Here is a 14,314-nt window from a genome sequence, read left to right as displayed (position 1 = left end):
TTCAAAACGTCGCTTGCAGGTTGAAGTGCAGGCGCGATTCCTGTTTCGAGGTGTTCGGCCCTTCGAGCAGCGGATAGCCCCAGTCGAGGCTGCCGGACAGCCATTTGCTCAGGCTCGCGCGGGTGCCGAGGCCGACGCTGGCGAGGCTGTAGTCGGCGTCCTGGTCGGGCAGTTCGTCACGCAAATACAGCTGCGCGCCTTCGGCGAAGGCATAGAAGCGCCACTCCTGGACATAACTGCCGAGGAACTTGGCCAGGGACGGGGTACGCAGCTCCTGGGACAGCAGGTAGCCGTCGTCGCCGGTGCGCTCGGCAGCCAGGTAGCCGCGCACCGACGTGGCGCCACCGGCGGAGAATTGCTCGTTGGAAACCAACGGCCCGGAGGCCAGTTGGAAAGCGGCCTTGGAGGCCGTCTGCCAGTCGTTGCCGAAGGTGAAGGTGTAATTGCCGTCGCCCTTGAGCACCGCGAAGCTGGGGCTGGCGCGATAGCGCTTGTAGTCGAACTCTTCGTCGGAGCTGCCATAGCCCAGCAGACTCCGGGTACCCGCCACCAGGCTCAGGCCGAGGCCCAACTGGCTGTTCTCGGTGTAGCGGAAACCGTTATAGGCGAAGGTGAACGGTGCGTATTTGAGCGGCGCCTTGTCGCTGGCACCGCCCAGGTTCAGCTCTTCCTCGAAGTCCTTGAAATCCACCCCGACCGAAAAGCTGTTGGCCCATGCCCCCGTGGACGGCAGGCTGTAGATCGCCGACACCCCGTAGGAATGCCCTTTGCCCAACACGTTACTGCCGCCGACGGTCGCCACGTTGCTGTCGGACTGGTACCCCGAGAACTGCACACTCCAGCGTTCGCTCAGCGGCGCGGTGTAGGAACCCGACCAGACCTTGGCGTTTTCGGTGTCCTGGGGCGCGGTGAAGAAGGTCAGCGAAACGCTGTGGCCCAGTTGCCAGAGGTTGTTGTAGCCCAGGCTGGCGACCGTGCGCAGTTTTTCGGTGTCGGCACTGTAGTCGTTGTTCAGCCCCAGGCTGGCCTGCCAGGGGTCCTGGTCCTGGACTTGCAAGTCCACGTCCATGGTCCCGGGGCGCTGGCCTTCGCGCACCAGCGGCATGACCTGGCGCCCCGGGGTCTTGTTCAACTGCGCCAGCTCTGCCTGGACCCGGGCGAAATCGGGCACCTCGCCTTCCTTCAGCGCCGGCACGTCGTCACGAATTTCAACGGGCGAATAGTGCTTGGCCCCTACCACGCGCACCCGACCGATCTTGGTTTCGCTGACTTGCAGGTAGACGATGCCGTCTTCGACTTTCTGCTCTGGCAACTCGACGAATACCGATTGATAACCGCGGGCCTGATAGGCTTTTTGCAGGGCTTCCCGGGCGCCTTCGATGTCGCTCAAGGCCTTTTGCGGTCCCAGGAACGGGTACACCGCTTCCTCGATCGCCCGGGCATCGAGCACGGTGTTGCCGCGCACGAAGTACTCGTTCACGTCCACCCGGCGCGTCGGCGCCGCGTCGGCCTCCTGCCCGCCTTCGGCGGCAAAGGCCGACGGCCCCCCGACCGCCAGCAGCAGCCAGCCCCACAGCGCCGGCCGCGATTTGAAGAAATGCTCCACACCACCCCCTGAGTTCAAAGTACGGCTCAATTGCTTATGGTCGATGTCGTGGCGTGCCGGGCCAGCCAGGTGTGCAGCAGCGCGAAGTTCAAGGAGAACTCCGGCATTTGCAGCAAGGCGCCACAGAACACTTCACCGATGATTTTCTCGATGAGCCGCACCGCCCGCGCATCGCCCAGCAGCGTGGCGAGGTCTTTACTCAGGACGTTGAAGCTCCAGACCTTCTGGTTCAGGTCCAGGCCGACGAACCAGCGGAACAGCAGGTTGTAATTGAGTTGTTCGTAGAGTTGCTGCTCGCTGGGCACCGAATAGAGCAGTTGCAGCAGGAGGATGTGCATGGCGGTTTGCGGTGCGATCAGCATCTGGGCTCTGGCGTTGAGGCCCTGCAGCACATCGCGATGGTCATCCAGCAGGTCGTCGATCTGCGGACGCAGCAAGACCAGTGAATGGCCTTGCGGAATGTAGCTGGACACTTCCTTGAGCGCGCCCTGCCAGTCATCCTGGGAAACGATCCAGACCCAAGGCGCACCGTAGCGATACACCGAGACCGGTTGCTTGCGCGCCGCCTCGACGATCTTCGACAGCCGCTGGTCAAGCTCCTGCATGCCCACTTTCGAATAACGTTCCATAGTCCCCATCGCCTCACTCCCGGCTTCGCGCCCCGGCTCCAAACGACCTGAAAGGCCCCCTCGAGCACGTCACACAGGCATGACGGGAATGGCGATGTGCTACCGAACTTTTGTCATGAAAGCTTCATTTTGGCGGGTAAGGAGGGAGTGAGCTTTTTGGGGGAGCGAGCTTGCTCGCGATGGCGGTGGGTCAGTTGGCGGTGATGTCGAATGGGCAGCCGTTATCGCGAGCAAGCTCGCTCCCACAGGGGTTTTCGGGTGGAGACAGGGTTTGTGTCCACCACCCTTCCAGTGTGGGAGCCGAGCTTGCTCGCGATGGCGGTAGGTCTGTTGGCGATGATGTCGGCTGGTCAGCCGTCATCGCGAGCAAGCTCGCTCCCACAGAGGTTCTCGGGTGGAGACGGGGTTTGTGTCCACCACTCATTCCAATGTGGGAGCTCGGGTGTTGGCGAGGAGGCCTGTGTCTTTATTGGTGCTGCACCTGCACCATCGAACTCACCTGCACCCGCGCCTGCATCTGTTCCGCCCCGCCACCCCGGCGCATGCCGCGTACTGGGCAGGCGTCGAGGTAGTCCAGGCCGATCGCCAGTTTCAGGTGGCGATCGGGAAGGGTCAGGCGGTTGGTCACGTCGAAGCTGTACCAGCCATCGTCCAGCCAGGCTTCGGCCCAGGCGTGGCTTGCCAGGTGGCTTTCATCTTCGGTGCACAGATAGCCGGAAACATAGCGCGCTGGAATACCCAAGCTGCGTGCGCAGGCCAGGAAGGCGTGGGTATGGTCCTGGCAAACCCCCGTTCCACCGGCAAACGCCTCGGCGGCGGTGCTGTTGACCGCTGTCGTGCCGGGGCTGTAGGGCATCCGCGCCGCCAGGCCGTTCATCAGGTCGGTCAAGGCCGAACGATCACGCCGGCCGGCGCATTGTTCGACGGCGAAGGCGCTGAGGGTCTCATCCGCCTGGGTGAGGCGGCTGGTGCGCAGAAACGGCAGCGGTGACTGAGAGTCCGGTTCCATCGCGATGGACTGATGGATTTCCACCTCGCCATACGCCGTCAGCACCAAGGCACCGTGGGGCTCGTCCATGGTCATCACGTGGAGAATGTTGCCATAGGGGTCAATCTGGCTGCGCACCAGTCGCGGCAGTTCCAGATGCCATTGCAGGATGCGCTGGCGCTGAGTGTCCCGAGGCGTCAGGCGCAGGAACTGGATGCTGGTGCAGACTTCATCGGCGTAGCTGTAAGTCGTGTCGTGGCGTATGGACAGTTTCATACGACCTCCAGGTAAGACTCATGGACGGTCTGGCCCAAGTGACGGATCTGACCAATCAGGTCGGTCAACCATTGGTGCAGGCCCGACGCCAGGATTTCGTCGATCCCGGAATAGCGCAAGCGCGCATTCAGCTCGGCGGCCAGGCGTTGTGCCGGCCGGCCGTTGTTGCCCGGCAAGCTGGCGAGGATATGGTCCAGTTCCTCGATACAGGCATGCAGCGAGCGTGGGACGTCGGCCCGCAACAGCAACATCTCGGACACCTGCTCGGCATTGGGCGCGTTGCGGTAGATCTCGTTGAACGCCTCGAACGAAGACAACGCGCGCAACAAGGCACTCCACTGGTAATAACCACGGGCCGAGTTGTCGCTGACCTCTTCCGATTCCTCGCCGAACATTTCATAGCGAGCATCCAGCAGGCGCAGGGTGTTGTCGGCTCGTTCGATAAAGGTCCCCAGGCGGATGAAACAGTAGGCATCATTGCGCATGATGGTGCCCGATGTCGCGCCACGGAACAGGTGCGAACGCTCCTTGACCCACTCACAGAAATGGCTGATACCGTAGCGCCCCAGGCCGTTGCTGGCGATGTTGCGCATTTCCAGCCAGGTGGCGTTGATGTTTTCCCACATGTCGGCGGTGATGCGCCCGCGCACGGCATGGGCATTGGTCCGCGCGGCTCGCAGGCAGCTATAGATACTGCCGGGGTTGGTTTCGTCCAAGGCGAAGAAATGCAGCATGCGCTCGGTGTTGAGCGCGTCATAACGGGCGTTGTAGTCGTCCAGCGTGCCGGCCGCCAGCAGCGACATCGCCAGCTCGGCATGGCCATCGCTGCGTCCGGCCTGGGGCATCAGCGACAGCGAATAACTGACTTCGAGCATGCGCGCCAGGTTCTCGGCGCGCTCCAGGTAGCGGGACATCCAATAGAGGTCCGAAGCAGTTCTTGAAAGCATGTCTTAGTCCTCCACTACCCAAGTGTCTTTGGTGCCGCCGCCCTGGGACGAGTTCACCACCAGCGAGCCCTCACGCAGCGCCACGCGGGTCAGCCCGCCAGGCACCAGGCGGGTTTCCTTGCCCGACAGCACGAACGGGCGCAGGTCGATGTGGCGCGGCGCGATGCCGCTTTCGACAAAGGTCGGGCACGTGGACAGGCTCAAGGTCGGCTGGGCAATGTAGGCTTCGGGACGGGCCTTGAGGCGTGCACGGAAATCTTCGATTTCCGCCGCGCTGGCGGCCGGCCCGACCAGCATGCCGTAGCCGCCGGAACCCTGGGTTTCCTTGACCACCAGATCCGGCAGGTTGGCCAACACATGGGACAGGTCCTGGGGCTTGCGGCACTGCCAGGTGGGCACGTTCTTCAGGATCGGTTCTTCGGTGAGGTAGAAGCGGATCATTTCGTCGACGTAAGGGTAGATCGACTTGTCGTCGGCCACGCCTGTGCCGACCGCGTTCGCCAGCACCACGTTGCCCGCACGGTAAACAGCGATCAGCCCGGGCACGCCCAGCATCGAATCAGGGTTGAACGACAACGGGTCGAGGTAGGCATCGTCAAGGCGACGGTAAATCACGTCCACCTGTCGAGGGCCGGCGGTGGTGCGCATGTACACGTGGTCGTCCCGCACGAACAGATCGGCCCCCTCCACCAGCTCCACGCCCATTTCACGGGCCAGGAAGGCGTGTTCGAAATAGGCACTGTTGAAGCGTCCCGGCGTCAGCACCACGGCGGTGGGGTTTTCCAGGGGGCTTGAGCTCTTGAGAGTGTCGAGCAGCAGGTTCGGGTAATGATCGATGGGGGCCACGCGCTGGGCGGCGAAGAGCTCGGGGAACAGGCGCATCATCATCTTGCGGTCTTCGAGCATGTAGCTCACGCCGCTGGGCGTACGCAGGTTGTCTTCCAGCACGTAATAGCTGCCGTCACCGTCGCGAACCAGGTCGACACCGGCGATATGGGCGTAGATGCCCCGGTGCAGGTTCAGGCCCTGCATCGCGATCTGGTAGCCCTCGTTGGCCAAGACCTGCTCGGGCGGGATGATCCCCTCCTTGAGAATGCGCTGCCCATGGTAGATGTCGGCCAGGAACATGTTCAGGGCCTGGACCCGCTGGATGCAGCCACGCTCGACCATCTGCCATTCACTGGCCTTGATGCTGCGGGGAATGATATCGAAGGGGATCAGGCGCTCGGTGCCCTGCTCGTCCCCATAAAGGGTGAAGGTGATGCCGGCCCGGTGGAACAGCAGGTCGGCTTCGCGGCGGCGTTGCTCGAGCAGTTCAAGCGGGGTATCCGCCAGCCAGCGCGAGAAGGCTTGGTAATGCGGGCGGCAGTCACCCTTTGCGTCATACATTTCATTAAAAAAAGCGTGGGGCATAGCCAACTCCCAGCCGCGTTCTACACGGCATTTCTTATCACTTCGTCATTCCGACGGTTCGGCCTTGCCTTGCTTTAAACCCTGCTTGATTGCGTGCGGTCCCGGGATTGCCCTCTGTTACTCTTCATGGATGGTGTGTCCTGGCCTGAAAGGCCAGGTTTTCAATGCTTAGCAAAGGGTGTGCCTAAGCGTGACGGTGGCACGTACTGAATAGAAGAAGCATTGCAAAACCGCAGAAAGGCGAAATTATTTTTCGATCTGGCGACATGAATAAACGTAAATGCTGACGCCCTTTGTCTCGAGCGCAGGCTTGAGCGGCCTTTGAGCGGGTGAAATGGGACAACGACACCCCACAAGAGGGAAGTTTTTACTCATTCGTCCATGGCCGATCCTTCAGGCGCCGCCAGCAACCCTAGGTGGCGTGACCCTGAACGCACTGCAACGTTGCAGGAACATGCACGGATTCAAACCCTCGCCCCACCGTGAAGCAGCCAGGCCGTTCACCTCAGCTCGTCCAGGACCGGGCGGTGATTGAACCATTGATGTCCGTGCACGAAGCGTAGACCACTTCCCTCAAGGTCGCGGGCAGGCTTCATCGATCCCGGTGGGAGCGAACCTGCTCGCGATAGGCATCCACCTGAAACAACAGTGTCAAATCTGACAATTATCCCCACTACCCCGTCGCTCCCCGAAAACCACTATTAACGGCTCAAAAATCCCAATAACGTACCGCGCAATAAGGATCAACTCTGATTAAGGATGATGTGCGTGGGGCTTTATCGGTTGCTGCTGGCCATGCTGGTGGCAGTTTCTCATATGGGCGTGACGTTCATGGGTTTGAATCCCGGCGTCGTTGCCGTGGTGTCATTCCTGATCATCAGCGGCTTCGTGATGACATCGCTGATCGAGAGGACCTACAACACGCCGGGCCAGATCGGCCTGTTCTATATCGATCGATTGTTGAGGCTGTACCCGCAGTTCCTGATGTATTTCGTCATGTCCTGCGCGGTGATTCATTTTCTCTTGCCGGGAACGCCCCAGGCAGCCGCCCTGACCCTGGAAAACATCGCCACCAGCCTGCCGATCCTGCCGTTGGGTTTCTACATGTTCGGCATTACGGTGCCCGAGATCCTGCCAGCCGGTTGGTCCTTGGGACTGGAAATGTGCTTTTACCTGCTGATCCCGTTCCTGATCCTCTACAAGGCACGGGGTGTCGCCTTTGCCGTGTCCGTGACGGTGTTCATGGTCGCTTCGCTGGGCTACCTCGACACGGACATCTACGGCTACCGCCTGCTGCCGGGCGTGCTGTTCATTTTCCTTTGCGGCAGCTACCTGTATCGGGCGCAGGCCAAAGGGCTGTGGATCGTGTCCATCACCCTGCTCGTTGCCGCCTTGATGTTCCTGGCCATCGTCGTAGGGATCATTCCCCGTCGGCCGTTCAACGGCGAGGTGACCCTGGGCATCGCCCTGGGCCTGCCAGCGGTGTTTCTGCTCGGCAGGCTTAAGCATCACCGGCTCGATGAGTTCCTGGGCAACATCAGCTATGGCGTATTCCTCAACCACTTCGTGGTGATGTATGTATTGCGGGCGTTCTGGCCGGTGGAGTACAGCGCCCTGATCATCACGGCGGTACTGGTGCTGTCGTTCGCGTTGAGTGGCGTTTCGTACTATGGGGTCGAGCGATCGGCGCTGAAGCTTCGTCATGCCCTCAGGGCGGGCGTTAAGTACGATTCCACGGCTCCCGTTGGCAGCACGGCGACTTAGCCTCTGGCTGCCGTACAAAAAAAAGCCCGGGACGCAGGTCCCGGGCATTTTTTGTTTCAGCGCAGCAAAATCAGAACGTCACGCTGGCGCTCAGCTTGGCGGTACGCGGCTCGCCGACGTTGACTTGCAACTGGCTGCCAGTGGAGGACGGGTAGTACTGCTTGTCGAACAGGTTGTCGACGTTCAACTGCAACGAGGTCTTGTGCCCCATCACCGGCGCTTCCCAGCGCACGAAAGCGTCGGCGACGGTGTAACTGCTGAGCCAGAAGTCGTTGGCGTTGTTGGCGGCACGTTCGCCGACGTAACGAGCGCCGGCACCGGCGTGCCAGGCGCCGAATTCGGCCGGGACGTTCAGGTGGTGGGACAGGTAGAGGCTGGCGGTGTGCTTAGGCGCGTCGGAGAGACGATGCCCTTCGTTCTTAGGATCATCAAGTATTTCCGTATGGGTATAAGCGTATGTGCCGATCAGATCCCAGCGGTCGGCCAGGCGGCCAGTGATGTCGAGCTCCAGGCCTTGGGAACCCACCTTGCCAGCGGCTTGTGCGATGTTCTTTCCGCCGACTACAGTGGTTGTTACTACATTCTTTTTGACGATATCGAACAAGGCGAGGTTGATATTCAGCCCAGGCATCGGGTCGTATTTGGCACCCACTTCATAGCTACGCCCTTCTTCCGGTTTGAAGGTGCTGAGGTTGTCGTCGACGGTATCGTTGGGCTTGAATGAACGGCTGTAATTACCATAAAGAGACAGGGTCTCGGCAGCTTTATAGACCAATCCGAGGAATGGAACGAAGGCGTCGCCATTATCGTCGCGAACCCCCTCTCGCTTGATCATGCCTTGTTCGGCGAATTGGTCGTAATGCTGGTAGCGACCACCGAAGACCAGTATCCAGCGATCATCCAGATGCCAGTTGTCCTTGAGATAAATGGAGCTGGAGGTCAGTTGGTTACTCAGGTTGCTCTGTTTTGCATTCAGTTTGCTGGGTTCTGCCAACCCACCATAAACCGGCGCAGTGATGTCGAACCCTCCTTGCGCATCCCCACGGTAGGTCTTGCCACGAAACTGATCGGACACTTGATTATCGACGCCAATCAACAGGTCATGGCGCTGGCCGAACAACTCCTGCTTACCGATGAAATCCCAACTGGCGTAGCGCGTTTCGTCATCGTAATGAGCGCCGTTGGATTTTCTGCTCAGTTGATTTCCCGTCAAATCATCGGGCTGCGCAATCGAAAGACTGTACCGATCATTGTTCCAACCATAGGTGACCCGCGTTTTCCACGCGTCGCTCAACTCATACTCGAACCGAGCCGTCGCCGTTTCGCGAATCCCCACGCTCTTGGCCCAAGGCTCATCGAGGCGCTTGTCATAATCGATATCGGCCGGATGCCCGTTGGTGAACACCGTACCCCGGTCAAACGGATTGGAGTATTCGTTGTACTCATAGCTGAGATTCAACGAAGCCCGCTCCCCCGTCCAAGCCAGGGACGGCGCCACCAGCGTGCTCTCATTGACGCCGTAGTTGCGCCAGTAGTCCTCGTGGCCGCGCTCGGCAATCAGGCGATAGGCCAGGCCGGTATCGCCCAGCGGCCCGGTGGTGTCCAGGGCCATGGTGCCGCCGCCTTCGCTATAGGCCGAGCCGCTCAGCGTGGTGCTTTGGGTGTATTCCGGTTTCTTGCTGATGACATTGATCAGGCCGCCGGGCTCCAGCGCGCCGTACAGCATCGAGGCCGGGCCCTTGAGCACTTCGACGCGGTCGGTGGTGGCGCTGAAGTTGTGGCCCAGGTTCGAACGCACGCCGTCGCGCAGGATCGAACCGTCGTCGTTGGTGCCGAACCCGCGCTTGACCAACGAGTCCCGCGAGCCGCCCAGGGTATTGCCCTGGCTGACGCCGCTGACGAACTTCATCGCATCATCCAACGAACGCACCTGGTAATCCGACAAGGTCTGCTGGGTCACCACGTTGATCGACTGCGCCTCTTCCTTGATCGGTACATCGCTCTTGCTCGCCGTACTGGCTTGCGACGTCGTATAGCCCTCGTCCTGAGTGACACGACTGCCCTGGATATCCGTGGCCGGCAGTTCGACAGCGTCCTGTGCCCACAACGGGCTTGCAATGAAGCAGCAGGACAGGGTTGGCAACACACACTGGATGAAGACGTTGCGATTTGCGAGGGGGGTGGAACGATTCAAGACGCGCACTCATGGAAGGACGTTAATGAGAGCAAATATACTTTGAGAATCATTCCCAGTAAATATTTTGTATCAAGTGATGATCACCCCAAACCTCTGTGGGGCTTGCTCCCACAGGTGATATCAAATCGCCCCGCCGCCCTAAAGCTTTGCCGTTCGCGGTCGAATGTATTCCATTAAGAGATTTTTTTGCCCAGGAGCAGCGGCATGCAGACGTTAAAGGACTTGTACGAGTCTATCGAAATGCGGTTTTTCGATACCCTCACCAAAAAGCTATCGAGTCTTTTCCTGTTGGTGCTGGTCAGTGGCTTGCTTTATTGGGTGGCCGTCAGCGCCCGCGCCGAGATCCTGCTGTTGTTGCGCAACGCGCAGCTGGACGGTGCCTTGCTGGGGCAGATCGAAGGCCGGCTCGACAGCCTTACCCACGCCCTGCTCTTCGGCGCGGTCCTGACGCTGGGCATGATCAGTTTCATGGTCTGGTATTTCCGCCACCTCATCGTGCGCCCCGTCACCGCCATGACCAAGGCCTTGGAAGAGATCGCCAACGGCGAAGGCGACCTGTCCAAGGACCTGCCGCTGGTGACCCATGACGAGATCCGCGTATTGGCCGGCACCTGCAACCGATTCCTGGCCAAGCAACGGGAGATCATCAGCAATGTCCAGGCACTGACTGTGCACATCGCTGTCGAGTCGGCCCGCTCGCTGAAGAACATCAGCGACTCCAGCGACAGCGCCACCCACCAGGCCCGCTTCGCCAAGGAAGTGATGGACCAGAGCAACACCGCCGTGGGCCGCATCGAAGAAGTCTCGCGCCAGACCCAGGGCATCTCCAGCACCACCGCCCAAAACCTGAGCATGGCCCGCGACTCCTACGCCGAGCTACTGGAAGTAACCGGCAACATCAGTGAGATTTCCAGCAGCCTCGGTGAATTTGCCACCCTGGTGAGCGCCTTGAACCAGCGTTCCTCGAGTATCAAGTCGATTGTCGGGTTGATCCAGCAGATTTCTGCCCAGACCAACCTGCTGGCCCTCAATGCCGCCATCGAAGCCGCCCGGGCCGGCGAAAGTGGCCGTGGCTTCGCGGTGGTGGCCGATGAAGTGCGCACCTTGGCACAGAATGTCAGCCGGGCCACCGACGATATCTCGCGCAACATCGACGCCATGCTCGAGGAAGTCAGCTCCACCCACGAACAGACCACGCAGATCAGCCACAGCGCCCGGGAAACCCAGAAAGTGGTGGAGCGCGCCTCCGGCCATTTCGAGAGCATGATCGTCGATTTCGAATCCACCAACGGCAAGCTGGCGGACATCGCGACCCACATCCAGCAGTTCGCCGACAGCAACACCGGGATCAACGACCGGGTGACCCAGATTCATGCCGACAGCGAGTTGATCGACCAGCGCATGCAGCATTCGGCAACGGCCACCCGCGACCTGTCCGGCGTGGCCGAAAAGGTCCAGGCGTTGCTGGGTCGTTTCGTGCTCGGCCACGGCAAGCTGGATGCCGCCATTACCCGCGCCAGCGAGTGCCGCGACACGCTCCAGGTCCGCCTGGAGGCGCTGCAACGCGAAGGCCTGAACCTGTTCGATCAGAATTACCAGCTGATTCCCGGTACCGATCCCAAGCAGTACATGGCCAGCTACACCGAACGCTTTGCCCAGGTGTGCCAGGAAGAATGCGACAAACTCACCCGCAGCACGCCGGGTGGCAAGGTTTCGTTCATTGTCGACAGCAAGGGCTACTGCCCGGTGAACAACAGTTGGGTCTCCAAGCCGCCAACCGGCGACCGGGCGGTGGATTTGCCGGTGTGCCGCAACAAGCGAATCTTCAACGACCCGATCGGCCTGCGCGCGGCGGGCAACGTCCAGCGCTTCCTGCTGCAGACCTACCTGCGCGATACCGGGGAAATCATGACCGAGATCGACGTGCCGTTCTTCCTCGGCGGCCGCCATTGGGGCAACTTGCGGGTGGGCTTCGATGCGGCGGTGTTGTTGGCGGAGTGAGGGGGCGCTTGCACGACGCCTGCCCCCTAAAAAACAACTGTGCGAGCTATTTGTGGGAGCCGGGCTTGCCCGCGATAGCATCACCCCGGTAGCCAGATCAATCGAGGTGTCGGCATCGCGGGCAAGCCTTGCTCCCACACGGGCTCGTTTTTGCAAGGGATCCGGGGTGGATGACAATCCTGCCCCCCAAAAACGACTGTGGGAGCGAGCTTGCTCGCGATGGCGCTGGATCAGTCGACATCATCGTCAACTGCCCCACCACCATCGCGAGCAAGCTCGCTCCCACAAGGGTTGCATCATCCACCGGCCATCAGTTCAACAGCACTTGGGCCCACCCTTGCCGCCGTAACGGGCCTCCTGGCGTTCGCGAAAGAACGCCTCGTAGTCCATCATCGGTTTGTCCGGGTGCTTGGTTTGCATGTGCTCGACGTAGTTGTCGTAGTCGGGCATGCCGACCATCAGGCGGGCGGCCTGACCGAGGTATTTACCCAGGCGACTCAAGTCATTGAACATTGTTGCAATCCTCTATCAAGCGTCCGGCAGGGCCTGGAATGGCGCTTCCTTGTCCGTGCGTTCCTTGGTGCCCCAGGCAGCGATGCCGACCTTGAGCGCGTAGAACAGGATGCTGAAGACCACGAACAGGAACAACACCGTCAGCGTTGCGTTGGTGTAGGCGTTGAACACCACGTGCTGCATCTGCTCGATGCTCTTGGCCGGGGCCAGGATCTGGCCGGCGGCCAGGGCATCGTTGTATTTGCGCGCCAGGGCCAGGAAGCCGATCGCCGGGTTGGCGTCGAACAGCTTGATCAGGCCCGCGGTGGTGGTGCAGATCAGCAACCAGGCCGCCGGCAGCAGCGTGACCCAGACGTAGCGCTGGCGCTTCATCTTGATCAGCACCACGGTGCCGAGCATCAGGGCGATACCGGCCAGCATCTGGTTGGAGATGCCGAACAGCGGCCACAAGGTGTTGATGCCGCCCAGCGGATCGATCACGCCCTGGTACAGCAAGTACCCCCACAGCGCCACGCAGCCTGCGGTGGCGATCAGATTGGCCGGCCAGGATTCGGTGCGCTTGAGCGAAGGCACGAACGAGCCGAGCAAGTCCTGGAGCATGAACCGCCCGGCACGGGTGCCGGCGTCCACGGCCGTGAGGATGAACAGCGCTTCGAACAGGATCGCGAAGTGGTACCAGAACGCCATGGTGTTCTCACCCGGCAGCACCGAGTGCAGGATCTGCGCGATCCCCACCGCCAGGGTCGGCGCACCGCCGGCACGGGCCAGCACGGTGGTCTCGCCGATGTCCTTGGCCACCGCCTGCAGCGCCTCGGGCGTGATGGCAAAACCCCAACTGCTGACGGTCTGGGCCACGGCCACCACGTCACCGCCGACGATGGCCGCCGGGCTGTTCATGGCGAAGTACACGCCCGGCTCGATCACCGACGCGGCCACCATGGCCATGATCGCCACGAAGGACTCCATCAGCATGCCGCCGTAACCGATGTAGCGGGCGTTGGTTTCGTTATCCAAAAGCTTGGGCGTGGTGCCCGACGAGATCAGCGCATGGAAGCCCGAGACCGCGCCGCAGGCGATGGTGATGAACAGGAACGGGAACAGCCCGCCCTTCCACACCGGCCCGGTGCCGTCGGTGAACTGGGTCAGCGCCGGCATTTTCAGCTCGGGCATGGTGACCAGGATGCCGATGGCCAGGGCGACGATGGTGCCGATCTTGAGGAAGGTCGACAGGTAGTCCCGCGGGGCCAGGATCAGCCACACCGGCAGCACCGCCGCGACGAAACCGTAGCCAATCAGCATCCAGGTGATCTGGATCCCGGTGAAGGTGAAGGCCTTGGCCCAGACCGGGTCGGCGGCGATTTGCCCGCCCAGCCAGATCGAACCCAGCAGCAACAGCACGCCGATGAGCGAGATCTCACCGATGCGGCCCGGGCGGATGTAGCGCATGTACAGGCCCATGAACATCGCGATCGGGATGGTCGCCATCACCGTGAAGATGCCCCACGGGCTCTCGGCCAGGGCCTTGACCACGATCAGCGCCAGCACCGCGAGGATGATGATCATGATCAGGAAGCAGCCGAACAGCGCGATGGTGCCGGGGATACGGCCCATTTCCTCGCGCACCATGTCGCCCAGGGAGCGACCGTTGCGGCGCGTGGACAGGAACAGGACCATGAAGTCCTGCACGGCACCGGCCAGCACCACGCCGGCGATCAGCCAGAGCGTGCCGGGCAGGTAGCCCATCTGCGCCGCCAGCACCGGCCCGACCAGCGGCCCCGCGCCGGCAATGGCCGCGAAGTGGTGGCCGAAGAGGATGTGCTTGTTGGTCGGGACGTAGTCCAGGCCATCGTTGTTGAGCACGGCGGGGGTGGCCCGGCGCGCATCGAGTTGCATCACGTTGTTGGCGATGAAGAGGCTGTAGTAGCGGTAGGCGACCAGGTAGATGGCCACGGCGGCGACGACGATCCAGAGGGCGTTGAT

General features: G+C 61.3%; 10 protein-coding genes. 2 read left to right on the top strand and 8 right to left on the bottom strand.

Annotation, left to right across the window (positions count from 1 at the left end; genetic code table 11):
* Position 1: 1 nt before the first annotated feature.
* The 5 genes from BLQ55_RS08450 to BLQ55_RS08430 all read right to left on the bottom strand — a co-directional run bounded on the left by BLQ55_RS08450 (position 2) and on the right by BLQ55_RS08430 (position 5,859).
* Complete coding sequence (locus tag BLQ55_RS08450; RefSeq protein WP_371128524.1) at positions 2-1,564, bottom strand: ShlB/FhaC/HecB family hemolysin secretion/activation protein; 1,563 nt, start codon at positions 1,562-1,564, stop codon at positions 2-4.
* A gap of 68 nt (positions 1,565-1,632) precedes the next feature.
* Entirely contained in the window at positions 1,633-2,235 is a 603-nt protein-coding gene (locus BLQ55_RS08445; RefSeq protein WP_092199339.1) for a transposase, read from the bottom strand.
* 466 nt (positions 2,236-2,701) lie between these two features.
* A complete protein-coding gene (locus BLQ55_RS08440; protein WP_092199336.1) occupies positions 2,702-3,499 on the bottom strand; it encodes a transglutaminase family protein in 798 nt (265 codons plus the stop codon).
* Positions 3,496-4,446 (bottom strand): alpha-E domain-containing protein, encoded by a 951-nt coding sequence (locus tag BLQ55_RS08435; protein WP_003201699.1) that lies wholly within the window; start codon positions 4,444-4,446, stop codon positions 3,496-3,498. The genes BLQ55_RS08440 and BLQ55_RS08435 overlap by 4 nt, the downstream gene beginning before the upstream one ends.
* A gap of 3 nt (positions 4,447-4,449) precedes the next feature.
* Complete coding sequence (locus BLQ55_RS08430; protein ID WP_092164313.1) at positions 4,450-5,859, bottom strand: circularly permuted type 2 ATP-grasp protein; 1,410 nt, start codon at positions 5,857-5,859, stop codon at positions 4,450-4,452.
* Positions 5,860-6,627: 768 nt separating this feature from the next.
* Here BLQ55_RS08430 and BLQ55_RS08425 point away from each other — a divergent pair.
* Entirely contained in the window at positions 6,628-7,623 is a 996-nt protein-coding gene (locus BLQ55_RS08425) for an acyltransferase family protein (protein WP_092253627.1), read from the top strand.
* Positions 7,624-7,693: 70 nt separating this feature from the next.
* Here the strand turns inward: BLQ55_RS08425 and BLQ55_RS08420 are convergent, their stop codons facing one another.
* Positions 7,694-9,817 carry a TonB-dependent siderophore receptor gene (locus BLQ55_RS08420; RefSeq protein WP_092253368.1) on the bottom strand — a complete coding sequence of 708 codons (2,124 nt, stop codon included), beginning with the start codon at positions 9,815-9,817 and terminating at the stop codon, positions 7,694-7,696.
* Positions 9,818-10,024: 207 nt separating this feature from the next.
* Here BLQ55_RS08420 and BLQ55_RS08415 point away from each other — a divergent pair, with 207 nt between their 5' ends.
* Positions 10,025-11,821: a methyl-accepting chemotaxis protein gene (locus tag BLQ55_RS08415; protein WP_092253366.1), complete on the top strand. Its 1,797-nt coding sequence runs from the start codon at positions 10,025-10,027 to the stop codon at positions 11,819-11,821.
* 315 nt (positions 11,822-12,136) lie between these two features.
* Here the strand turns inward: BLQ55_RS08415 and BLQ55_RS08410 are convergent, their stop codons facing one another.
* Positions 12,137-12,334, bottom strand: coding sequence for a YbdD/YjiX family protein (locus tag BLQ55_RS08410; protein WP_003182142.1), 198 nt, complete (start codon positions 12,332-12,334; stop codon positions 12,137-12,139).
* 15 nt (positions 12,335-12,349) lie between these two features.
* A partial coding sequence (locus tag BLQ55_RS08405) for a carbon starvation CstA family protein (RefSeq protein ID WP_143011703.1) occupies positions 12,350-14,314 on the bottom strand: 1,965 nt, incomplete at its 5' end.

It is taken from the genome of Pseudomonas sp. NFACC13-1 (genome assembly GCF_900104425.1).
GTDB lineage: Bacteria > Pseudomonadota > Gammaproteobacteria > Pseudomonadales > Pseudomonadaceae > Aquipseudomonas > Aquipseudomonas fluorescens_AA.
The sequence above is the reverse complement of the archived record's forward strand: the minus strand, read 5'-3'. Positions and strand labels throughout refer to the sequence as shown.

What these genes read in the sequence shown, in the direction of transcription:
- BLQ55_RS08445 (WP_092199339.1), bottom strand. Translation starts at nt 2,235, where the DNA reads ATGGAACGTTATTCGAAAGTGGGCATGCAGGAGCTTGACCAGCGGCTG.
- BLQ55_RS08440 (WP_092199336.1), bottom strand. Translation starts at nt 3,499, where the DNA reads ATGAAACTGTCCATACGCCACGACACGACTTACAGCTACGCCGATGAA.
- BLQ55_RS08415 (WP_092253366.1), top strand. Translation starts at nt 10,025, where the DNA reads ATGCAGACGTTAAAGGACTTGTACGAGTCTATCGAAATGCGGTTTTTC.
- BLQ55_RS08410 (WP_003182142.1), bottom strand. Translation starts at nt 12,334, where the DNA reads ATGTTCAATGACTTGAGTCGCCTGGGTAAATACCTCGGTCAGGCCGCC.
- BLQ55_RS08435 (WP_003201699.1), bottom strand. Translation starts at nt 4,446, where the DNA reads ATGCTTTCAAGAACTGCTTCGGACCTCTATTGGATGTCCCGCTACCTG.
- BLQ55_RS08430 (WP_092164313.1), bottom strand. Translation starts at nt 5,859, where the DNA reads ATGCCCCACGCTTTTTTTAATGAAATGTATGACGCAAAGGGTGACTGC.